The sequence below is a fragment of the Acidithiobacillus ferriphilus genome, assembly GCF_028215975.1.
Lineage (GTDB): Bacteria > Pseudomonadota > Gammaproteobacteria > Acidithiobacillales > Acidithiobacillaceae > Acidithiobacillus > Acidithiobacillus ferriphilus.
Genome location: NZ_CP116458.1, coordinates 1,656,791 through 1,679,373 on the forward strand (window position 1 = coordinate 1,656,791; position 22,583 = coordinate 1,679,373).

Below are 22,583 nucleotides of genomic sequence, written 5' to 3' on the forward strand. Positions count from 1 at the left end.
CCACACAAGCTGCGACAAATACTTCCTGGATCATATCCCGTTCGCGCTCTCGCACCTACAAAAACTACCCGCAAACCACCAAGGCGGGGTAGTTTTCAAGAAACCGTGAAGCGGTCAGGAAGCCTTACGATGGGTCTCGCCCTATGATCGTTGGCAACCCGGCCAGCGAGGCCAGAGAAAAATGTTCAAGAAATTGGGGCGTCGTTACCCAGAGTGCGGGTCGACCGGGGGTTTCACGGTGCCCGGCGACCATAATCCAGCCCCGATCCTGAAGCTGCTGCATAATCTGTGCACTCACGGCCACTCCCCGCCAGTGCTCAATTTCCGGTCGCGTTACCGGCTGCTGGTAGGCGATCACGGCCAAGGTCTCCAGTGTCGCCTTGGATAAAGGCCGTGGCGCTTCGACGTGAAGACGTGCCAGGATGGCGTTGTGGCGCGGATGAATCTGCAGGCGATAGCCACCCGCAACACAGACGAGTTGCAAAACCCCTTCACCAACGGCCAGCAGGATATCCAGCTCCGCCTCCCATCCGGCGCAGTCAGGATTATCGTCACAGATGGACGCCAGCTGCTCGCGGGAGAGCGGTTCAGCGCTGGACAGAAACAACGCCAGGAGTGCCTCACGCATCGAATATTACCCTGCGTTCTTCGGCGACGGCCACCGCCGCAATCTGCCACCCCCCTTCTTCGTCGTCTATCAAAGCCAGCGCCTGTTGTCGGAGTAATTCCAAGAGGGCTAACAGTGACACGGCGAGAGTCAGGCGATCCACGGCGGGCGGCAAGATCTCGATGAAACTCCAGGGGCGTGGCTCTCGACGGCAATGCAGCAGTAATTCCATCATCCGTTGCCGTAATCCCATATGTTGATTCGTCAGGGTATGGGCGAGAGGTGGCTTGCGCGCCGGGCGTAGAAGCAACGCCTGCCAGGCATTTACAACATCGGCGAGGGTCACCAGCGGGGGTGCCAAGGGCAAAGCAGAATGAGTTGCGGGGTAAACCGACCAGAAATCCCGTCCGGCTTGGGGCAAGGTATGGAGCGCCGCCGCTTGCCTTTGCACTGTAGCCAAAGCCTCCAGGCGGCGTGCCAGTTCCAGACGGGGATCGCAGTCTTCATCATCCGCTGCGGGTGGCACGGGCAGCAGCATGCGGACCTTGATCTCCGCCAGCCAAGCCGCCATCAGCAGATATTCCGCCGCCAGTTCCAGATTGCGGCGACGTGCTTCATGCAGGTAGAGCAAATACTGCCGGGTCACTTCGGCCACCGGGATATCACGGATATCCATACGGTTACGGCGGATCAGCCAGAGCAGCAGTTCCAGCGGACCGGCAAAGCTTTCCAGCAACAATTCCAAGGCACCCGGTGGGATGAAGAGGCCATCCGGCAGAGCTTCCAGGCGCCGCCCATGGACCTGCATGGGCGGCGCCGAAGGACTGGGCTCAGAGATCGCGCCGCTCATGGGCCAAACCCATGGCCGCACGCACCCGCTCCAGCGTCTGCTCGGCGCGTTGGCGGGCCCGCTGAGCGCCGCCTTGAGCGATCTCCCGCAGTTGCTCCGGCCGGGCCGCCCAGTACTCTGCCCGCTCACGGATCGGGGCCTGTTCAGCGAGCACGGCTTCGATCAGCGGCCGTTTACAATCCAGACAGCCAATGCCCGCCGTGATACAGCCGTCACGTACCCAGGACTGTGTCTCCGGACCGGAATAGACTTGGTGCAAGGCCCAGACCGGACACTTTTCGGGTGTACCCGGATCCGTGCGCAACACTCGCGCCGGGTCGGTGGGCATGGTACGGATTTTCTTCTGAACCACTTCCGGCGCCGCGCGCAGTGGAATGGTATTGCCGTAGGACTTGCTCATTTTCTGTCCGTCGAGCCCGGGCATTTTGGAGGCAGATGTCAGCAGCGCTTGCGGCTCACGAAGAATTTCCCGACCTTTGCCCTCTAGTCGCGCGAGAAGCTGTTCGCGCATCCCGGCGCTGAGCCCCGCCTGCTGTTCGAGAAACTCCACCGCCTCGGTCACCGCCAGCGCATCCCCGTTTTGCTGAAAACGCTGCTGTAAGGCGCCAAACGTCTTTGCCGCGCGCTTTCCCATGGCCTGCAGGCCCTTTTCCGCCTGCGCCGTGGCGCCGGCATCACGACCGTAGAAACTGTTGAAACGCCGCGCCAACTCCCGGCTGATCTCCAGATGCGCCACCTGATCCGCCCCCACCGGTACCTTGTGGGCGTCATAAAGCAGTATGTCAGCCGTCATCAACAGTGGATAACCCAGAAACCCAAAGGTAGCGAGATCCCGCTCCCGCAACTTTTCTTGCTGATCCTTGAAGGTCGGCATCCGCTCCAGCCAGGGCAGAGGCGTCAGCATCCCCAGCAGAAGTGCCAACTCCGCGTGCTGTGGCACGTGAGATTGAATAAAGAGCACGGCCTTGTCCGGGTCCACTCCCACCGCCAGCCATTCGATGAGCAGATCCCAGACTGCCGCGCTGATTCCTTGTGTCGTTTCATAGTGGGTGGTCAGCGCATGCCAGTCGGCAACAAAAAAATAACATTCCGCTGTGTCCTGCAAACGCAGCCAGTTTTTGAGTACGCCGTGATAATGCCCCAGATGCAGATGCCCCGTCGGTCGCATGCCGGAAACGATAATCTCGCTCATCACAAACCGCCGATCGTCAGAAAAAAGTTGCGCATCAACAGGAAAAGAGGACCCAGAACGGACCACAGTACACCGGTAAACAGCAGCACAATCAAAATAATGAACCCGTAAGGCTCTACCCGGCTCAGGGCAATACTGGCCGATGCCGGCAAGAGCCCCACTGCCACCCGGCCACCGTCCAGAGGCGGAATGGGGATCAGATTAAAAATGATCAGAATGACATTGATCATAATGCCCGCCTCGCCCATCAATTGCATGGGCTCGCCAATATACGCCAAGACACCGGGAAGATGTCCACCCAACCACAGCACCAGCGTCCAGAAGAAGGCCATCAACAAATTAGCGATCGGCCCGGCGATGGCGACGAACACCATATCGCGTTTAGGCGCTTTCAGTCCGCCAAAATTGACCGGTACCGGTTTGGCGTAACCGAAGAGAAAAGGAGAGTGAAACAGAAGCAATATACCCGGCAGCAAAATCGTTCCAAAAGGATCGATGTGTTTAATCGGATTCAGGGTCAGCCGACCCATGAGCATAGCGGTGGGATCACCCCGCTTCCAGGCGACCCAGCCATGGGCTACCTCATGCACGGTAATGGCGAAGAGCACGGGGATGGCCCAAATGGCCAGGGTTCGGATAAATTGCGCGGCATCAAACATGGGTGCAGTATATCAGCGTAATGCCCCGTCCACCTAATGCGGCATGGGACACTGGACGGCAACGCTGAGGCCCAGCAACCCTGGGTCACCAGAGCCTTCACGGAGCACTCGCGGCGGCCATTGCAGAAGATCCACCACCGTCGAACAGAGCACTCCACCCACACCCGAGAGCAGCACCATGTCCACCTGATTTCCCAACGCCTCGCAGATTTCGTCTGGATCCGTCAGTGGTGCACTGGCGCCCGGAAGTTGCAGGGTGGAACTCATCAATGGCTCCCCCAAATCCGTAATGAGATTTTCGCATAAGGGATTTTTGGGTATTCGCACGCCAATACTGCGTTTGCGCGGGTCAGCGAGACGGCGCGGTACATCTTTGGTAGCCGGCAGAATGAAGGTATAAGGTCCGGGCAAGGTTTTGCGCAACAGTGTGTAGGCGCGATCGTCCAACTTGGCATAGTCCGCCAATTGGGAAATACTGGAGAACAGGAGCGAAAGGTCATGCTGCAAGTCCAGTTGCCGGATGCGCCGCAACCGCTCCTGCGACTCCCGCGCCGCAATCATGCAACCCAAGGCATAACAAGTATCTGTAGGATAGACCAGCAAGCCTCCCGCACGCAGCACCTCAACCGCTTGCACCAGCAGTCGCGGCTGTGGATTCACGGGATGCAGCTCTATACACAACGCCATGTCATCTTCCTTAACGACCCAAATTTGCCTTTGGAGATGATACGTCAGCCGCACCCGACCCCGCCAGACGGACGGCATCAGCCTTTGTCGTCGTAGAGGCAGCACAACAAGATATGCGCTACAATCGTTAGTTCCACTGCCAGAATTTTAAGGAGGCGGCAGATACAATGCCCGCAGATGACGTCCGTCCGACCTGGTCTCTAGCCGATATCCCTTACGCGGCTATTGAAAAAGAAAAAATCATCGGCAATATGGACTGGTTTTATCTATTAGCCGGTGCTTCCTTCGTAGAAACGCTGTCTGATCTCTACACCCGTAACCTGGTGGACTACTATCAGGAAAATGTAAACGCCACCGCGTGGTTACGCCAGGAGTGGGAGATCGAAGAGGTACAACATGGGCACGCACTGCGCCAATATGTGCTCACTGTATGGCCGGACTTTGATTGGGAACGCGCTTATCAGGGCTTTGTAGATGCTTATGTGCCCTACTGTCGCACTGAGTTACTAGGACCCACACATGCCTTGGAAATGGCTTCACGCTGCGTCGTTGAGACGGGTACGGCCAGCTTCTATACGATGATTCAGGCGGCCAGTCCGGAGGCCGTACTGCGCCAACTCGCTGCCCGCATTCGCGCCGACGAAATCCACCACTATAAATATTTCTACCGCTTTTTTTTGCAATACCAAGCGCGTGAAAAAAATTCACGCTGGCGCATCGGCCGCGAACTCTGGAAACGTGTAGCCGAGGCAGATCAGGAAGACAGTTATCTTGCCCTCAAAAACGCTTTTGAAGTAAAAAATCCTGGGCAACAATTCTCTCCAGAGGATTTCTCGGCATTTCGACGCCGCATGGGCGATTGGATAAGTCATCACTACCCCTTCGATATGGCGATAAAAATGCTGCTTAAACCGATCGCCTTACCTCCCATGCTGCAAAAAGCCGCGTTTCCTTTACTAGCGCGTAGCGCACGGCGCGCCATCGTCCATTAACCGCATTACCAACGGGCGCGCCGCCTCACCTCATCTCAATCATCATCACCCCAGCCCCGGTCCTCATGCTCACGGTGCCAGCGGTATTCGTGACGCCGGTACCAGCGCGGGGGTGGAGGTGGTGCATAGTAATAAGCTGGCGGTGCCCTGTAATAAGTTGGCGCTGAATAAATAACGCCAGGGACACCGATAGATAAATTCATGTCCGGGCCATCCCAGCCATCCCCATCCGCAAACGCCGGGTTCGACAATAACAGGATACCCGCACCTAATGCTGTCGCTGACAGCAGAAAACGCCATTTGTTAGTAGTGTTAGTAGACATAATTTCCTCCACATTATTTCTCAATCAAAAAGGGGACAGTCACCCGCTGCCTACAGGGACCATACCGCCACAGACACCACCTGATGATGAGGGGCAGATGAAGATGGGTGAATGGACGCCTCCGAGGTGAGCAGCAGCCAGTGCGCTTGCTCAACATGCCCCACCACCAACCGCGCCTCACCAACCATCCGCTGACCACTGGTTACCATCGGTCGAGCAGGGACAGCCGTTGTTGAATCCAGCGGTGTCACCTCCCGCACAAAACCTCCCAAAGCGATGAAAGGTGCGGCAATCAGCGCCACAAGCAGAGCACTGTAAATGGGCTTCTTCATGACCAAATCCCTCACAATGATGATCACACACCTTACATTCAGGCACTTTCCATGCCATAAATACCGAAGGGTCAACGACAACGGCGTGCGGGGAAGCCAAAACACCTAAATTAAAGGCCGCAGCCGCTTTGCAGATTCATCCTCCATCAGACACTCCCCGCAAATAAAGTCGGGCCTCGGGACCACGCCCCCCTTCAACCTGTCGCCATATGCCGACGGCACACCCTCTTCTTCTTGTTTTCATCATGCAAATCATCACCTAACAAGGTGGCCACGTGACTACAACAAGCTGCATGCAGAAGCACACAAGCATCACCTATGATAGAATGACCTTCCACGCAACCCGATGCCCATTTATGGCTTCATAAATGGCTTCAGCAAAGGAGCGGCATGTGATTCATCGGACGGACATTTTATGGATCAATAACTGGAATGTTCTCAAGAAAAAGCATATTTTTTCTTATTTATCCTTGTTAGGTACATGTCTTGTCATACTGACTTTTCCACGGTTGGCATACGCCTCCAGCACACCGGTGTCGCAGACCAGTGCGGTGCTGCAATCGATACACCAGGATTTATCAAAAAACGTTGACTTACAACATCTTATATACTGGCAGAAAACCGTGGATGCGCTCAGCCACAACGCGCACCAGTGCATAACCGAAAAGAGCGGCAACCTCAGCCAAATAGATAAAAGTCTGGGTATACTGGGATCCGCTACTGCCGGTGAACCTAAGAATCTCAGTACGTTACGGCTAAAACTACAGGGCGAGAAAAAAAACCTCAGCGGAGAACTCGCCACCTGCAAGGTTCTCGCAATCGCCAGTGCGGATCTGGCCCAGAAAATCCACCAAAAGCAGGAAGCGCTGCATGCCGCAATGCTGTTGCAGCGTGATCACAATCTCTGGCAACAAGCGCTTGCTCTGCAATCCGTCCCGGTCAGCACCTGGGTGGGTGAGCGGGAATTCTGGCTCATGCAGAATGGCCAATCTATTTTTGCGCAGAGAAGCCTGCAGATATCCTTTGGCCTTGGCGTAGTTGTCCTTGCGTTGTCACTGCTTCTTCGAGCGCCACTGGCGAGAAAAATACACCGCCAGCACCCTCCGCCCGTTGCAAAAAACAAGTTCTATCACTACGTGCCTTTACTGGCGGGGATAAGCACCAGCGCGGCGATTACCGCTCTTACCAACACCTTATCGCCCTTGATCATGCTCTTATTAGTCACATGGGGTGGCTACGCCTTTACTGCCATGTTTCTTGCGCTGGCATTAAGCCCCACCGGAGTGCTCAGTCAACATTTCGACTGGCCACCGCAAACACTACGTGCCACGCTGCACAGGTTACGATCCATTGCCGCTCTGGCCGCATTCGGCCTTGCTTGGCTCGTCATAGCTCCCAACGACCCACTCTCTCTGGCGCACCAGGGCTTCTTTTACTCCGTATATCATCTGACACTACTCGGTGCGGTATTTTGGCTGATCTGGAGGGCGGGTGCGCATGGGCCCTTCCATATTTACCCATTGCTCAGAGCACTTACACTCCTGGCGTTAACGGTCACCGCGGCATTCACCATCCTGGGCTATCGCAATCTATCGAACTACCTGTTCTTTGGTTTGCTGATGTCTCTGCTCGCCTTTGGCATTGGCCTCTTTTTTTCCTGGGAACTGACCGATTTCTGGTCTCGACCGCCACAACCCTCCAGTCATTGGCAGCGTTTCCTGCGCCGCCGCCTGAAACTTAAAAATGACCAGCCACTGCCATGGATCGCCTGGTTGAGCACCATCACTCACAGCTTCGTGTGGCTGGGGATCGCCGCGTTCATCCTGTATGCCTGGGGCCTGACGCATGCCGGTTTTACGCTCCTCTGGAAATACTTTATCACCGGCTTCGCTATCGGCAATTTTCATATCCAGCCCTTTCGCTGGGCGATCGCCATCCTGCTGCTCATACTGCTGTTCAACATCAATACCGTGATTCAGCAATATCTGGCCAATCATTCCCGCATTATTGGCCAGATGGAAAGTGGGGCCCGTCATTCGGTATTATCCATCGTCAGATATACCGGATTCATTATCGCCATACTCATCGCACTCTCCACCGCGGGGGTGGCACTGCACAATTTCGCCATTATCGCTGGCGCATTATCCGTGGGTATTGGCTTTGGCCTGCAAAATATCGTGAATAACTTTGTCTCTGGCCTGATTCTACTTCTGGAACGTCCCATACGGGTCGGTGACTGGATTCAGGTAGGCACCACCCAGGGCTATGTGCAAAAAATGAGCATCCGTTACACTCTGATCCTTACTTTTGATCGCACCGAGGTTTTCGTTCCAAATTCTGAATTGATTGCCGGTCAGGTGACTAACTGGATGTATACGAACAGTGTGCTGCGCCTCATGATTCCCTTCAACATTGCCCACGATGCAGATATCTCCCTGGTGAAGGAGATCCTGGTAGCGGAAGGTCAAAAACATCCCGATGTATTACAGGATGATCCGCGTGGCATTCCTCCCACCGCACTCTTGCTGGACGTCAGTGAAAATGCGCTGCAATTCTATTTGCGCGTTTATCTGGATGACTGCAACAAAAGCTTTAATGTACAAACAGACCTGCGGGCTTCCGTGGTGGAAAGCCTGCTCCGTCATAACGTGGTACTGGCGCACCAGCAGCAGGACGTCCACATTATGCCCAAGCAGATTCTGCCTATGGAAGGGAATTTGGCTCAACCGACAGGAGGTCGTTGACGACGAGGTTGTCGCGATGAATCAGCACACCTTCCGCCGCTTCGGGATCATCAGCGAGTTCGCTACTGTTTTTCCCGAGGCTGCGGGCGACCACCAGGGCATCCCAGTTGACCAGACCACGGGCGATTTCATGGCCGAAAGGATCTTTACAGAGCACCAGATCCCCGCGGCGAAATTTGCCCTCGATTGCGGTGACCCCGACGGGTAGCAGGCTACCTCCGTCACGCAACAAAGCGCGCGCCGCGCCGATATCCAGATGCAATATGCCATGCGCACGCAAATGCCCGGCCAGCCAACGCTTGCGTGCCGCCAGGGTAGGGAGGCGTGCATGTATAAACGTACCAATCGCTTCACCGCGTTGCAGGCGCAACAGCACATTTTCGCAGCGGCCATTGGCAATAATGGTAGAGGTGCCGGAACGTGCGGCGCGAGCCGCTGCCCGCACCTTCGCCAACATGCCGCCGGTACCGACACCTGATCCCCCACCTCCGGCAATGCGCTCCAGCATGGTTGCCCCGGCATTCACCTCTGTCAGCAACCGGGCATCGGGATAGCACCTTGGGTCGGCGTCAAAAAGGCCGTCCTGATCCGTTAGAATTACCAAGAGATCCGCATCGAGCAAATTACTCACGACCGCCGCCAGGGTATCGTTGTCTCCCAGATTAATCGCGTTATAAGAGACCGAGTCGTTTTCGTTGATGATGGGCAACACATTCATATCCAGCAACGTCCGCAACGCGGATCGCGCATTCAAATAGCGACGGCGGCTCCGCAAATCATCATGAGTCAGCAAGACCTGTCCACAATGCAGCGGAACTTCGCCCGGTCTATCCCCTTCCCGCAGCATCTCTTCATAGGTATGGATCAATGCCGATTGCCCAACACTGGCAGCCGCCTGACGCGCTTGCAGCGTCGTCGGGCGTTCCGTCCAACCCAAACGCTGAGCACCCGCGCTGACGGAGCCGGAGGAGACCAGCACCACCTCGATACCGGATCGACGGAGCGCTAGAATTTGCCGCACCCAACTGCGGATGGCGTCGACATTGAGGCCCCTGCCGTCATCCGTCAGCAAACTGCTACCGATTTTAATCACCCAGCGTTGGGCCTTGAACTGCACTAATTCCCGGGACAGTTCCGGTAATTTAATCTTCATGGTTTTGCTATCCTTCATACTAGCGAGAGCACTCCTAAAGGGCAGAACCGCGACCAATTTTTAAAAAAAACATAATATCTTCGTTATGTTACCACAAGTTATGTATATATACCAAGTATAGAAGCACAAAAAGTGTCACGACTATCCCGTTAACTCCTAATACAAAGGAATTAACGATAATATCGAGGCACGCGAAGTGCCACACAAAGGGAGGAGAGTGGTGACGATTCCCACTCGATTATCATCGAGTATAAAAATCATTTACAACACAATGAGTTGCAATAATATTTACTGACGACGCCATGAAAAATACCATGCCCAGCGAATTTCATGCCACGCTCAACTCCTGAGACAATTCGGGATGTTTGATGATAAGCCGAAGCAGGCACAGCACCCCACCCGGCGGCGCAAATCTCCCCTGCTCCCAGTCGCGCAGCGTCGCCACGGGGGTTTCGATGCGCTCAGCGAATGCGGCTTGCGTCAGGCCAGACTTCTCCCTCGCTTGACGCACAAGGATTTGCTCGGGCGTGGTGACACGCCCAATCCCTGCCTTCGCCTCTGCGAGCGCCTGACGCAGATCGGGCAGAGCTTCACCGGCATCGGCCTCGATAGCCGTTGCCACCTTCTCAACGTCGATTTTCCTGATGCCCATGTCACACCACCTTCTTGATTTCAGCGGGAAGCATATTGGCGCGTTCGGCCTTGGCATACGCAGCTACCAGCAGCACCACTTCCTGCTCTGTCAGGTTGAAGTAGATCACCCGCACACCGCTAGATTTGCCAGACCCGGCACGGCCCCAGCGAACCTTGCGTGCTCCATCCGCACCGGGGATCACGTCCCCGACTAGCGGATTCGCCGCAATCCAGTCGATGAAGACCAGCCGCTCGTCTTCCGACCACAGCTTTTCCGCCTGCTTCTGGAATGTCGGGGTTTTCGATCACAGTGCGCATGGATTGTATTATACGGGATTCCCGCACAAAATCAAGTCCTGTCACAAATCATTTAAGGACAGACGGTCATTCGGACTGCCACCGTCCCAGAATTGAACCGCCCCGGGTTTGGTGGAGGCTGATTAATGTAAGTCATGCCGCTTTACCGGCCTGACGGGCGAGTTTCTGGTAATATTGTGCCTCAGCTTCTACCGGAGGGATATATCCCAAGGGTTCCAGAAGTCGGTGATGGTTAAACCAATGCACCCATTCCAGGGTGGCCAGTTCCAGGGACGCTTTGGTTTTCCAGGGCGCACGACGATGGATCAGTTCGGCCTTGTACAGTCCATTGATGGTTTCTGCCAGGGCGTTGTCGTAGCTATCTCCCTTGCTCCCCACAGAGGGTTCAATGCCAGCCTCGGCAAGCCGTTCTGTATAGCGGATGCTGACATATTGCGTACCACGGTCGCTGTGGTGAATCAGGGATTGGTCCCGCTGCGGTTGTCGGGCGTGTAGCGCTTGTTCCAAGGCTGGAAAGCTGGCACCGAATCCAAGAATCGTGATGCTCATCATCGCCAGGATTTCGGGGCGAGCCAAAGCTGCCAACTGCATGCCGGCATGGCTGTCTTTCTGTGAAGGTAAGGCTGGCATCCACCACAAGATCGCCACCCAGCCCAATGCCGACTGTAAGGCCACCGCAAGGAACGGCAACTGCCAGCCCAGTGCATTGCCGATCAGACTACCCAGCGGCACACCTACCACCATCGCCAGTGTCAGTCCGCCGAACATCAGCGCAATGGCCCGGCTGGCCTGACCTTTAGGGGCCAGGCGTGTAGCCACCGTCGCGCCAATGGCGAAGAAGCTGCCATGCGCAATGGCCGTCACAATGCGTCCGGCCAGCAGCATGGCGTCGCTGTACGACAGAGCCGACAGCAAGTTGCCAATCAGGAAAACAGCGATCAATCCAAGCAGGACAGGCTTGCCTGGAAATCGAGCCAGCCCGAGCACCACCAGCGGCGTGCCGATGGCCAGTGCCAGCGCATACAAGCCGACTTAACCCCCCCCCACCTGTGCCAGCGGCACATCCAGATCGGCCGCGATGGCCGGTAACACGCCGACCACGATGAACTCGGCCACGCCTATAGCAAATGCCGTGACGGCCAGCGCCCAGATGCCGGGATGCTGCTGCCGGGACTGGGTCATCGTGTTCTATTTCCTGCCGTGGTGAACTGATAGTCGGTGTAGCCGACTTCCGCACCGCCGAAGAAGTGGCGGCCATCGGGTTCATTCAGTGGCAAGCCTTGCCGCAGGCGGCTGGGCAGATCGGGGTTCGCGACAAAGGGCCGGCCAAAGCCGATCAGGTCGGCCCAGCCGTTGCGCAATGCTGTTTCGGCGCGCTCGGCCGTGTACTTGCCGGCGTAGATCAGCGTGCCGCGATAGATCAACCGCAGTGCTTCCTTCACCTTGGCCGCGCCTAGATAGGTCGCTTGCGGCGTGTCGTCCACTGCGCCTTGCAGCGTGGTCAACGGCGCCAGCCGCACGCCAAGCCGTTGCGGCCCGGTAACTGCGGCGACGGCTTCGGTCACTTCGCGTAGGAAGCGCAGCCGGTTGAGCAGCGAGCCACCGTAACCGTCCGCGCGCGTATTCGGTCGGGAGTCGATGAACTGGTTGATGAGGTAGCCATTGGCGCCGTGCAGTTCCACGCCATCGAAACCGGCATCCAGCGCGTTGCGCGCCGCGATGGCGAAGTCCTGAACGACTTGGGAGATTTCCGCTTCGGACAGGGCACGTGGCGCGGAGTGCTGCACCATTTCACCAACGCCTGCTTGCGGCCCTTTGCCCTCGGGGTCAATGAATACCTTGACGCCATCGGCCAGCAACGGCGAAGACGAGACCGGTGCCGCGCTGCCAGGTTGCAGAGACACATGCGATACGCGCCCGACGTGCCAGAGCTGCGCGAAGATACGCCCTTCGGCGGCATGTACGGCGTCGGTGACGGTGCGCCAGCCCGCGACCTGCTCGAGCGAGTGGATGCCCGGCGTCCAGGCATAGCCCTGGCCCTGTTGGCTGATCTGCGTACCCTCGCTGACGATCAGGCCCGCCGACGCGCGTTGGGCGTAATACGTCGCCATCAAGGGGGTGGGCACGTTGCCGGCTCCCGCCCGCGAGCGGGTCATGGGCGGCATGACGATACGGTTGGGCAATTCCAGCGTGCCTAGGCGATAAGGGGTGAACAGCATGTTTCAACGCTCCTGTGAGGTCTTGGATGGCGTACCGTCTGATGCCGCACGCAATCCTGGCAAAACCGCATCAAGATCGACGGCATCGGCCATTGCACGGTTGCCCTCATCGCTTGGATGTAGGCGGTCGCCGGAGTCGTAGCGCTCGGCTATCCGGGTCGGATGGTAGGGATCGCGAAGGGCCGCATCGAAGTCGATCACCGCATCGAATACGCCGCTGTGGCGAATCCAATCATTCACCTGCTGGCGCAAGGCGCCCGCGAAGGGTGTCAGCGTGGTGCCGATCACACGCAAGCCGTGCGCATGGGCCTGTTCGACCAACTGCCGGTAGCCTGCCGCCAGCGCATCCAGCGTCGGGCGTGCAGCATTCGGTGCGAACGCCGTGCCCAGCCAGGCGATGTCGTTGATGCCCAGCATCACGATGACGCTCTCTACGCCAGGTTGAGTCAGCGCGTCGCGCTCCAGCCGCGCCAGTGCGTTGGCACCCATCCCATCGGACAACAGCCGCGCACCGGAGATGCCCGCATTGACCACGGCCACGCCGTGCGGGGCCAGGCGCGCGGCCAGGAAATCCGGCCAGCGGCTGTCTGTGTCGAGGCTGGCGGTTGCGCCATCGGTGATGGAATCGCCGATCACGACGACTGCCCGTGTGGCCTGTACGGTTTCTACCTGGATGCCCGTCAGCAGCAGGCGGGCCGTGGTGCTCTGCCTGGCCTCGTCGGTCTTCGCCCATGCCACGTTCGAAGTTTGCTCGCCAGCCGCGATCCAGCCCGTCTGGCGGCCATCCCAGTGAAAGGTGCTCACGGGCGTTGCATTCGGCAGATGGATGCTGACCGCCACCCGTGCAAGCGCCGGTACCGGCAAGGCCACGGGGTCGCTGACCAGCGATGCGCCCGGAAGAATCGTTGCAATCTCCTTCCCGCCGAAGGTCACAGAACGTAGGCTGTTGGCGGCAATGGCACCGCTCTCTGCCGGCCGGGCGAGCGTGGTCTTGCCCACGACGACCGGCTCGCGGCCATAGGCGTTGGACAACACGATGCGCAGGCGTTGTCCGCCCAGGCTGATCCGCGCTACCTGGCGCACGGTCTGGTCATGCAGTTCCGGCGGGACATTGGTGGGAAACAGGAAGTCCGATCCCCAGGTGGGCTGCGGGCTGGCCTGCCAGGTGGCAACCCAGGCCGGCGTAGCCGCCATCGCCGGTACAGCGGACAGTGCTGCGCCCGCCGTGACCGCCAAGGTCAGCATGGCTGAAGCTGACGCCCTGGAAAGTGATGTCATGGTTTTTCTCCTTTGGTGAATTCAAGGACGATCAATGGAAAAATTATGAATTTAAAGACCAATTTGGAATAGACTGTCCACGGGAACATCATTTGTGAGTTCATCTCATCAAGGAGGTGGTCATGGCCCGTCTCGAAGTGAACCGATCCGGCGAACTGGAAGTCTTCGTGCGCGTGATCGAACTCGGCGGTTTCTCCGCCGCCGCCCGCGTCTGCGGCATGACGCCTTCGGCTGTCAGCAAGCTGGTCGCACGCTTGGAACAACGCCTGGGGACGCGGCTGGTGAATCGCTCCACCCGCCAACTTCAACTCACCGCCGAGGGCTGTGCGTTCTACGAGCGGGGCGTGCGCATCCTGGCCGACCTGGAAGAAGCCGAACGCTGCGCCAGCGAGCACACCGCGCCGCGTGGTCGCTTGCGCGTGAATGCCAACGTGCCATTCGGGCACCACTTCCTACTACCACTGGCGTCCGAGTTTCTGGAGCACCATCCCGATGTGACCCTGGACATCGTGCTGACCGACGAAGTCATCGACATCCTGCAGCAGCGCACCGACGTGGCTGTACGCGCTGGCCCGCTGAAAAGCTCGAACCTGATGGCGCGCAGGCTGGGGGCCACGCGCATGGTGATCGTGGCCACGCCCAGTTATCTGGCCCGCCACGGCACACCGGCCACACCGCGGGAACTGTTGACGCACAACCGCTTGGGGGCGAACTACACACGCGCGCAGCCCGGCTGGCCGCTGCGCCAGGGTGACGAGGACATCGTGCTTCCCGTCACGGGCAATGCCCAGGCCAGCGATGGTGAGGCGCTGCGCCATCTGGCGCTGGCCGGATTGGGCGTGGCGCGTCTAGCGGCGTTTCAGGTGCGCGAAGACCTCGCCGCTGGCCGTTTGCAGACAGTGCTAGAGGACTGCAATCCTGGCGACCAGGAGGAAGTGCATGCTGTCTATGTCGGCCAAGGCGGACACATGCCGCTGCGGGTGCGGGCATTGCTGGATTTCTTGGCTGGCAGGGTCGAACTCAGCGCGAAGTGACTCCATGGGTACTTCATGATGGCGGTCGGACAGATATCGCGGCCGGTGCATGCCTTGCAAAGAAGGATGCGTCAGACATCCATCACAAATACTGACAAGGTCGCACGTGCAGGTAAAAACATCATGCGTTAATCATCGTAGGCGCCCATGTGGCAAGAAACCCAGTGATTTTCTCCTCGATACCGCTCTCCACGGTGCACAAGCGCAGGATGGGAATGCCGCTTTTTGCCAGGATGCCGTTCTTCAAGACGTCCCGCGCTGCCTGGTCGGGTCGGTCGTGGGTGCCGCCATCGACCTCGATCACCCCCAGCGGGGTCTTGCCTACCTTGAAATAGATCACGAAATCGCAACTGGCACGCGCCATGAAGGCCCGCTCGCGCGGCGTCCAATCCGGGTTACTCGGCGACGCGATCTGATCCAGCTTGATTTGGCCGTGGTACATCAACGACTGGCAGGATGGATCGGATAGCGCCTCGCGCAGCAGTTGCGCCGCGATCTGTTCGGACTTGTAGCGCGAATCCTCGAGTCGCAAGCGGGCGTTCAAGCGCGCCAGGGACTGGTCGTACTCGCGGTACAGTAGGTCGAAGGCTGATACCACGGGGGCGCGCACGATCTGCTCGTCCTGCGCGTAATAGGTGATGTAGCGCATCAAGGCCGCGATGTGCCCGTGGTTGCCGGCGAACACTTCTTCGCCCGTCACCAGGGTAAAGCGGTGCTTGGCCCGCGACACCGCCACATTGATCATGCGCGGGTCATCGACGAAGTGCAGTCGCTTGCGTTCCTGGTTGTGGCGCTTCTTGTCCAGTACGGTGGAGAAGACGATCTCGTCGCACTCCCGGCCCTGGAACTTGTGCACGGTATCCTTGACGAAATCTGCCGGCAGGCGCGTGCCTGAGAGGGTGACCTGCGCCCGGAACGGCGCGATGAAACCACGGCCGTCGCCGTCCATCCCGACGGGATCGCCATCGTCGTCGAGCACCTTGAGCAGGGAGTCCAACTCCCGCAGGTTGGTGTTCTGGCGGGCGTGGTTGCCCTTGGCGGTCACCACCAGGCGTAGCGGCGCCTCGCCCTTGTCCTCGGTCATCGGCACCAACGCATTGTCGTAGAACTGCTGGTTGCAGAACTGGATGATCCTGGGGTGGCAGCGGTAATGCTCTTTCAGCAAGGTCCTGGGGAGTGCCTCCTTGAATACGCCAATGCACGAATCGAGCAGACTATAGCGCTCGCAATCGTAGGCCTCGGCAGGTGCCGGCATGCCCAGCACCACCGGAATGTGCGCCAACTGGCGGTTGTCGCCGACCACGATCAGGTTCTTCGCACAGCCCAGCGGCAGAATGCCCGGCACGATGTCCTGCAGTGAGGCTTCGTCGATGATCACGTAGTCGAGGATTGCCCCCGGCGCGATCGAATTGACGATGGAGTGCGTGCCGCTACCCAGGATTGGGAAGCGCTTCAAGAAGGCATCGAACTGTTGTCGGTACGTCTTGGCATCGAAGTTGTCCGATGGCCGAGGCAACCTTTGTAGGTGCTGCTTCAGATGGCGCATCGATGCTGTCTTCAATTCATCCAGCAAGGCTGTGAAATTCCCGCGCGCCAGTGCTTCGCGGCACGCCTGCAACTCCACTTCCTTGCCCCGAAGCGCCCTGTCGTAGTAGTGCATCTGCAAGGCATGGAACATGGACAGCCGCACATCGCTCTCGGCGAACGGCTTGGCGCGGAAAATCCTGAAGTTGAACAGCAGTTCGATGCGGTCCTTGAGGCGGATACGCTGCTCACCCAGATGGGCCAGGTAAGCCATCAAGTCTACGGTCTTGCGCGGAGTCAGCCCGTACCTATCCAGAGAGACGGCCGTCGGCACACCGTTGTCTGCCTGCCATCGCTGGAGATAGCACCGCTCGATGGTCAGCTCGTCGAGTTGAAGCTGCAATTGCGCCGCCCGGTTGTGATCGTGCAGATGCTGCTTCAAGCGGGCCAGCAGGGTCTGGATTTCCTCCAGCGTCGGCGCTGGCTCGGGGTCGCTGGATGGCCACGGCGGCGGATCGATGAAAAAGTCTTGGCGGTTATCCTGGTTGCCGAGCTTGGCGACCAGGTAGCTCAGGCCGCACCTCTCCAGCTTCTCGTAGACGTTTTCCACCGCTGCATTGTTGTTAGACAACACCGCCACCGTCTGTCCACGTAGCAGGATATTAGCGATGATGTTGAGGATGGTCTGGGTCTTGCCGGTCCCTGGCGGCCCCTCAATCACGCTGACCTGCTCGCGGAACGCCTGCTCGACCGCCACAAGCTGGCTCTCGTTCAGCCCAAACGGATAGATCAACCCCTGCCCCGGAGCCCGCGTGCTGTTGCATCCCGTGCAATAGGCCTGCAAGGCAGTGTCGGCACTGGCGGGCAATCTTCCTAGCTGGCGCACGACATTGGCGGCGATTTCGCGGTCGGTCTTCGACTCCGCGCACTCCTGCCGGGCATTGGCCACGGCAGTCAAATAGTGGAAGACCGGCGCTTCCTTCATCGTCGTCGGCGTGGCAAAACCGATGCCGTCCATCTTAAATACGTAGGGTTTGTCGGCATCCGGATAATGCACGACGGCATACCGCTCGCCGTAGATTGTCGCCTTGGCGATGGGCGTGACAATCGTGCTGCCGGGCTTGGTCAACAACATCTCGCCCAGTTCGCGAGTGGGGTAGATGACGCAGTCGTCGAGTGCGTACGCGGCCTTGCCCTTATTCAAATAGGAGCACTTCAGTTGCAGACCTTCGTGCTTATCGCTCCAAATCGACCAATTAGTGATCTCTGCGGTCTTGTCCTCGCCACCCACATGAATCGAAACCATACATCCCTTATACATGTGCGCACCACATCCGTCTGCGCCCTCACGCCGGATATCGAATGCTGTTATTTCTCTGTTGAGAAGTCATATTGCCATCATTTTCCTCATCACCGATAGATGGCTTATGGGCTCCACCATTTGCTGGTGAACCGCCTCCGGGTTTGGTGGAGGCTGATTAATGTAAGTCATGCCGCTTTACCGGCCTGACGGGCGAGTTTCTGGTAATATTGTGCCTCAGCTTCTGCCGGAGGGATATATCCCAAGGATTCCAGAAGTCGGTGGTGGTTAAACCAATCCGGCCTCTGGGATCTACCGTCACCCTTACCGCCAACTTGCTCCGCTAGCTGGCGATAGTTACCGATAGTCATCGCGACGTATTTATTTAAAAATCAACATGTTATGTATGAATTTCGATAGGTAACGATAGTCCCCGAAAGACCCTATTTCACTCCCACTCGATCGTCGCGGGCGGTTTTGATGAAATATCGTAGACCACGCGATTCACACCAGCAACTTCATTGATGATCCGGTTGGAAATGCGACCCAGCACTCCATAAGGTAGATGCGCCCAGTCGGCGGTCATCCCATCCGCCGACTCCACGGCACGCAAAGCAATGGTTTCATCATAGGTCCGCGCATCCCCCATCACGCCCACGCTACGTACCGGCAGCAATACCGCAAAGGTCTGCCAGAGGCGGTCGTACAATCCCGCCTCACGGATTTCTTCCATGACAATCCGGTCAGCACGGCGCAAGACTTCCAGGCGCGGCTCGTCAATCGCTCCCAGACAACGAATCGCGAGGCCCGGTCCGGGGAACGGCTGACGACGAACAACATCTTCGGGCATGCCCAACTCACGGCCCAATTCCCGCACTTCGTCCTTGAACAGCTCACGCAAAGGCTCGACCAGTTGCAGGTGCATACGCTCCGGCAAGCCACCCACGTTATGGTGGGACTTAATGGTTGCGCTCGGGCCCTTAAAGGAAATGGACTCGATCACGTCGGGATACAGGGTACCCTGTGCCAAAAAGTCGACACCTTCCAACTGCTTCGCCTCTTCCTCAAAAATCTCGATGAACAAATTACCGATGGCTTTGCGCTTCTTTTCGGGATCGGTAACATCCGCAAGTACTTCCAGAAAACGTTGGCGAGCGTCGATCACCTGCAGGGGAATCTGGAAATAATTGCGGAATACAGTAGCCACCTTCTCCGCTTCGCCAAAGCGCAACAAGCCGTTATCCACAAAAATACAGGTGATCTGCTCGCCGATAGCGCGATGAATGAGTACCGCGGCCACAGCCGAATCCACTCCGCCGGAAAGCGCGGCAATAACCCGACCCTTGCCCACCTGGGCGCGGATCGTCGCCACTGCCGTATCCACGTAGGAGTGCATGGTCCACTCACCGGCGCATCCGCAAACGCCACGCACAAAGGCGGTGAGCATCTCCGCACCGCGAGGTGTATGGGCCACCTCCAGGTGGAACTGCACGCCGTAGAAGTGACGGACTGGATCACCGATCGCCGCCAGCGGCGAATTGGCACTGCTGGCCAGCACCCGGAAACCATCGGGCATGGATTCAATCCGGTCACCATGACTCATCCAAACCTCTTCGGCGTCACCGGCAGCACCAAAGGGTAGCAAAGGGCCAACCGCCTCTTTGATCTGGATATGCGCCCGACCATATTCCCGATGCTCCGCCTTACCCACCCGTCCACCCAGCAACTGCGCCATCAATTGCAGACCGTAACAAATACCCAGGATCGGCAGACCCAAGGCAAATAGGCCCAGTTCAACCGTCGGTGCATCAGCATCATGCACCGAGGACGGTCCGCCGGACAGGATAATCCCCTGAGGCGCCCAGGTCTGGATGTCTGCCAGTGGCATGTTATAGGGGTGAATTTCACAATAGACGTGGGCCTCGCGCACCCGCCGCGCGATAAGCTGGGTAAACTGTGAACCAAAATCGAGAATCAGAATGCGTTCTTGCATGCTTCAATCCACCCGGTAATTAGGCGCTTCTTTGGTGATATTCACATCATGAACATGGCTCTCGCGCACACCCGCCTGGGTAATTTTGATGAAGCGGGCACGACTGCGCAGGGCCGACAGGTCCTCCGCGCCCAAGTAACCCATGCTGGAGCGCAAGCCACCGAGGAGTTGATGAATGACTTGTCCGGCTGGCCCCTTGTAGGGAACCCGGCCCTCCACCCCTTCCGGCACCAGCTTCGGCGCTTCCGGGCTGGCATCCTGAAAATAGCGGTCGGCAGAACCCTGTTGCATCGCGCCCAAAGATCCCATACCACGATAAGCCTTGTAGGAGCGGCCCTGGTAGAGTTCGATTTCCCCCGGTGCCTCATCGGTGCCCGCCAGCAAACCGCCCACCATAACCGTATGCGCCCCCGCTGCCAAAGCCTTGGCGAAGTCCCCGGAAAAGCGGATACCACCATCGGCAATGAGCGATACGCCGGTACCCTCCAGCGCGTCCGCCACATTACTGATAGCCGTGACCTGCGGCACACCGACACCGGCAACAATGCGAGTGGTGCAGATGGAACCAGGCCCGATACCTACCTTGACGGCGTCAGCGCCCGCTTTCACCAATGCCAATGCCGCTTCCGCGGTAGCAATATTGCCGCCAATCACATCCACTTCCGGAAAATGATCTTTCACCCAGCGTACCCGGTCCAGCACTCCCTGACTGTGACCATGGGCGGTATCGACGATGATGACATCCACCCCTGCTTCAGCCAGTGCCTGTACCCGCGCGTCAGTACCTTCACCAACGCCCACCGCTGCGCCCACCAGTAGGCGACCTTGTCCATCACGACAGGCCAGGGGGTGTTCTATGGCCTTGCGGATGTCTTTGACCGTGATTAGCCCGCGCAACTCAAAGCGTTCATTAACCACCAGCATTTTTTCGATACGATACTGATGCAGCAAGGCCTTCGTCGCATCCAGACTGGTGCCTTCCGGTACTGTAACCAGACGCTCGCGCGGGGTCATGACACTGCTTACCGGAGCATCCATGCGTGTTTCAAAGCGCAGATCACGGTGAGTCACAATACCCTCCAGGCGCTCGCCATCCACCACCGGAACGCCGGAAATCCCATGCTCGGACATTATCCGCAATACCTCGCGGATACTCACATCGGCGCGGGTGGTAATGGGATCTTTGATGATCCCTGACTCGAACTTTTTGACCCGCCGCACGAGTGCGGCCTGCTGGTCCGGCGACATGTTCTTGTGAATGATGCCGATACCTCCCTCTTGCGCCATCCCAATGGCCATGGCGGCCTCGGTCACCGTATCCATCGCCGCCGAGAGCAGTGGAATATTCAGGCTGATGCGGCGACTGAGCTGGGTCGCAATTTGCACATTCCGGGGGAGCACTTCCGAATGGGCGGGGACGAGAAGAATATCGTCAAAAGTGAGGGCTTCACCAATCAATTGCATCGTGATTCACCTAAACAAGGAGGGGGCTGGCTGGGATCTACCAGCTCCATGGCTAAAGGCATCCCGCACTATACCCAAGCAAACACCTTTTTTCCAGCCTCGTTTGACGCGGCAGACCCAGTCTTGTAGCTTTCCGGTCTGGTCAACTCCACGATAACTCGAATCTAAAACTGATATGACGGTTTCCATCATCATCCCCTGTCACAACGAATCCGGCAATCTAGGAACGCTCTATACACGCATCCGCGCGGTCATGGAACAAACTAGCGAGCCCTGGGAGATAATTTGTGTCAATGACGGCAGCAACGATGACACGCTACTACAATTAATCGCCCTGCACAGCCGGGATCAACGGATAAAAATTATCGACTTATCAAGGAATTTCGGAAAAGAGGCGGCGCTTACCGCGGGGCTCGACGCCACTCTGAGCGATGCCGCCATCCCGCTGGATGCTGACCTGCAAGACCCCCCCGAACTGATCCCCGAACTACTCGCTCAATGGCGGAAGGGGTTTGATGTGGTTAACGCCGTGCGCCTTTCCCGCAAAGGAGAATCGTGGTTAAAACGTGCCTCAGCCCATGTTTTTTATCGGGTTATCAACCGCATGAGCGAGGTGGAGATACCACCCGATACCGGTGATTTCCGACTGCTCTCCCGCTCGGTTCTGGACGCCCTGCAAGCGCTCCCTGAGCGTCGGCGCTTCATGAAGGGTTTGTTTGCCTGGGTTGGCTTTCGCAGCACGAACATTTATTACCATCGCGAGCCGCGCCATTCGGGAAGGACCACTTGGAATTATTGGCAACTATGGAATTTTGCCGTAGAAGGCATCACATCTTTTAGCCAGGTGCCCCTGCAGCTCGCTGCCTATCTGGGCTTTCTGGTTTCGTTACTGGCCTTTCTTTATGCCATCTGGCTGATAATCAGCACTATTGCATATGGAAATCCGGTAAAAGGGTATCCATCCATAATGGTTACCTTATTATTCTTGAGTGGCGTGCAGCTCATGGCCCTAGGTGTGATCGGTGAATACCTCGGCCGGATCTATGAGGAAAGCAAACAAAGACCGGTGTATCTGGTCAAACAGGTTTGGGGAATAGTCAATACACCCAACACGATTCAAGCAGATGGCCATAAATAGACTTTGCGTGACGCAATATTACATCTATTTTCCAAAATTACGCCGCAACTAAATAATTACAGTGCAATAAATCGCGTCACTTTCCATAATCAAATCTTATGGTCGGCTCGGTAGTTTTTGTTTCTGGATATGGGGCATTACCG

General features: G+C 57.6%; 19 protein-coding genes and 2 pseudogenes. 4 read left to right on the forward strand and 17 right to left on the reverse strand.

Annotated elements, in window-relative coordinates:
- Positions 1–124: 124 nt before the first annotated feature.
- From scpB to PJU76_RS08445, 5 genes are read right to left on the reverse strand one after another with little or no spacing between them, the layout of a single operon-like run.
- The gene (scpB, locus tag PJU76_RS08425; protein ID WP_271779160.1) at positions 125–628 is read right to left on the reverse strand and encodes an SMC-Scp complex subunit ScpB; all 504 of its coding nucleotides are present in this window, start codon (positions 626–628) and stop codon (positions 125–127) included.
- Entirely contained in the window at positions 621–1,457 is an 837-nt protein-coding gene (locus PJU76_RS08430) for a segregation and condensation protein A (RefSeq protein WP_271779161.1), read from the reverse strand. Before PJU76_RS08430 ends, scpB begins: the two co-directional genes overlap by 8 nt.
- Positions 1,438–2,649, reverse strand: a complete 1,212-nt coding sequence (locus PJU76_RS08435; RefSeq protein ID WP_271779162.1) for a tryptophan--tRNA ligase — start codon at positions 2,647–2,649, stop codon at positions 1,438–1,440. The genes PJU76_RS08430 and PJU76_RS08435 overlap by 20 nt, the downstream gene beginning before the upstream one ends.
- The gene (locus tag PJU76_RS08440; protein ID WP_064218224.1) at positions 2,649–3,308 is read right to left on the reverse strand and encodes a site-2 protease family protein; all 660 of its coding nucleotides are present in this window, start codon (positions 3,306–3,308) and stop codon (positions 2,649–2,651) included. The genes PJU76_RS08435 and PJU76_RS08440 overlap by 1 nt, the downstream gene beginning before the upstream one ends.
- A 33-nt stretch (positions 3,309–3,341) precedes the next feature.
- Complete coding sequence (locus PJU76_RS08445) at positions 3,342–3,995, reverse strand: L-threonylcarbamoyladenylate synthase (protein WP_271779163.1); 654 nt, start codon at positions 3,993–3,995, stop codon at positions 3,342–3,344.
- 167 nt (positions 3,996–4,162) lie between these two features.
- On the opposite strand from PJU76_RS08445, the gene PJU76_RS08450 reads away from it, so the two are divergent.
- The gene (locus PJU76_RS08450) at positions 4,163–4,987 is read left to right on the forward strand and encodes a ferritin-like domain-containing protein (RefSeq protein WP_271779164.1); all 825 of its coding nucleotides are present in this window, start codon (positions 4,163–4,165) and stop codon (positions 4,985–4,987) included.
- A 35-nt stretch (positions 4,988–5,022) separates the two neighbouring features.
- On the opposite strand, the gene PJU76_RS08455 is transcribed toward PJU76_RS08450, so the two are convergent.
- Positions 5,023–5,310, reverse strand: a complete 288-nt coding sequence (locus tag PJU76_RS08455) for a hypothetical protein (RefSeq protein WP_271779165.1) — start codon at positions 5,308–5,310, stop codon at positions 5,023–5,025.
- A gap of 50 nt (positions 5,311–5,360) precedes the next feature.
- Positions 5,361–5,642 (reverse strand): hypothetical protein, encoded by a 282-nt coding sequence (locus tag PJU76_RS08460; protein ID WP_271779166.1) that lies wholly within the window; start codon positions 5,640–5,642, stop codon positions 5,361–5,363.
- A 623-nt stretch (positions 5,643–6,265) separates the two neighbouring features.
- Here PJU76_RS08460 and PJU76_RS08465 point away from each other — a divergent pair.
- Positions 6,266–8,386, forward strand: a complete 2,121-nt coding sequence (locus PJU76_RS08465; protein WP_271779167.1) for a mechanosensitive ion channel family protein — start codon at positions 6,266–6,268, stop codon at positions 8,384–8,386.
- On the opposite strand, the gene proB is transcribed toward PJU76_RS08465, so the two are convergent.
- The 7 genes and pseudogenes from proB to PJU76_RS08500 form a co-directional block, all read right to left on the reverse strand.
- Positions 8,346–9,539: a glutamate 5-kinase gene (gene proB, locus PJU76_RS08470; RefSeq protein WP_271779168.1), complete on the reverse strand. Its 1,194-nt coding sequence runs from the start codon at positions 9,537–9,539 to the stop codon at positions 8,346–8,348. The two genes, PJU76_RS08465 and proB, sit on opposite strands and share 41 nt — an antisense overlap.
- 328 nt (positions 9,540–9,867) lie before the next feature.
- On the reverse strand, positions 9,868–10,191 hold the full coding sequence (locus PJU76_RS08475) for a helix-turn-helix domain-containing protein (RefSeq protein WP_271779169.1): 324 nt from the start codon (positions 10,189–10,191) through the stop codon (positions 9,868–9,870).
- A gap of 431 nt (positions 10,192–10,622) precedes the next feature.
- Positions 10,623–11,000: pseudogene (locus PJU76_RS08480) on the reverse strand (integrase core domain-containing protein); the annotation flags it as partial.
- A 15-nt stretch (positions 11,001–11,015) separates the two neighbouring features.
- A pseudogene (locus PJU76_RS08485) lies at positions 11,016–11,516 on the reverse strand (MFS transporter); the annotation flags it as partial.
- A 6-nt stretch (positions 11,517–11,522) separates the two neighbouring features.
- Positions 11,523–11,672 carry a hypothetical protein gene (locus PJU76_RS08490; protein ID WP_271779170.1) on the reverse strand — a complete coding sequence of 50 codons (150 nt, stop codon included), beginning with the start codon at positions 11,670–11,672 and terminating at the stop codon, positions 11,523–11,525.
- The gene (locus tag PJU76_RS08495) at positions 11,669–12,709 is read right to left on the reverse strand and encodes an alkene reductase (RefSeq protein ID WP_271779171.1); all 1,041 of its coding nucleotides are present in this window, start codon (positions 12,707–12,709) and stop codon (positions 11,669–11,671) included. Before PJU76_RS08495 ends, PJU76_RS08490 begins: the two co-directional genes overlap by 4 nt.
- Before the next feature lie 3 nt (positions 12,710–12,712).
- The gene (locus tag PJU76_RS08500) at positions 12,713–13,987 is read right to left on the reverse strand and encodes an SGNH/GDSL hydrolase family protein (protein WP_271779172.1); all 1,275 of its coding nucleotides are present in this window, start codon (positions 13,985–13,987) and stop codon (positions 12,713–12,715) included.
- Positions 13,988–14,109: 122 nt separating this feature from the next.
- Between PJU76_RS08500 and PJU76_RS08505 the strand changes: the two genes are divergently transcribed.
- A complete protein-coding gene (locus PJU76_RS08505; RefSeq protein ID WP_271779173.1) occupies positions 14,110–15,021 on the forward strand; it encodes a LysR family transcriptional regulator in 912 nt (303 codons plus the stop codon).
- Positions 15,022–15,142: 121 nt separating this feature from the next.
- On the opposite strand, the gene PJU76_RS08510 is transcribed toward PJU76_RS08505, so the two are convergent.
- From PJU76_RS08510 to guaB, 3 genes are all read right to left on the reverse strand, one after another.
- Positions 15,143–17,851, reverse strand: a complete 2,709-nt coding sequence (locus PJU76_RS08510; RefSeq protein WP_271779174.1) for an AAA domain-containing protein — start codon at positions 17,849–17,851, stop codon at positions 15,143–15,145.
- A 442-nt stretch (positions 17,852–18,293) separates the two neighbouring features.
- A complete protein-coding gene (gene guaA, locus PJU76_RS08515; RefSeq protein ID WP_271779175.1) occupies positions 18,294–19,838 on the reverse strand; it encodes a glutamine-hydrolyzing GMP synthase in 1,545 nt (514 codons plus the stop codon).
- A 3-nt stretch (positions 19,839–19,841) separates the two neighbouring features.
- Complete coding sequence (gene guaB / locus PJU76_RS08520; RefSeq protein ID WP_064218230.1) at positions 19,842–21,302, reverse strand: IMP dehydrogenase; 1,461 nt, start codon at positions 21,300–21,302, stop codon at positions 19,842–19,844.
- Between the two features lie 175 nt (positions 21,303–21,477).
- On the opposite strand from guaB, the gene PJU76_RS08525 reads away from it, so the two are divergent.
- The gene (locus PJU76_RS08525; protein ID WP_271779176.1) at positions 21,478–22,440 is read left to right on the forward strand and encodes a glycosyltransferase family 2 protein; all 963 of its coding nucleotides are present in this window, start codon (positions 21,478–21,480) and stop codon (positions 22,438–22,440) included.
- Positions 22,441–22,583: the final 143 nt, after the last annotated feature.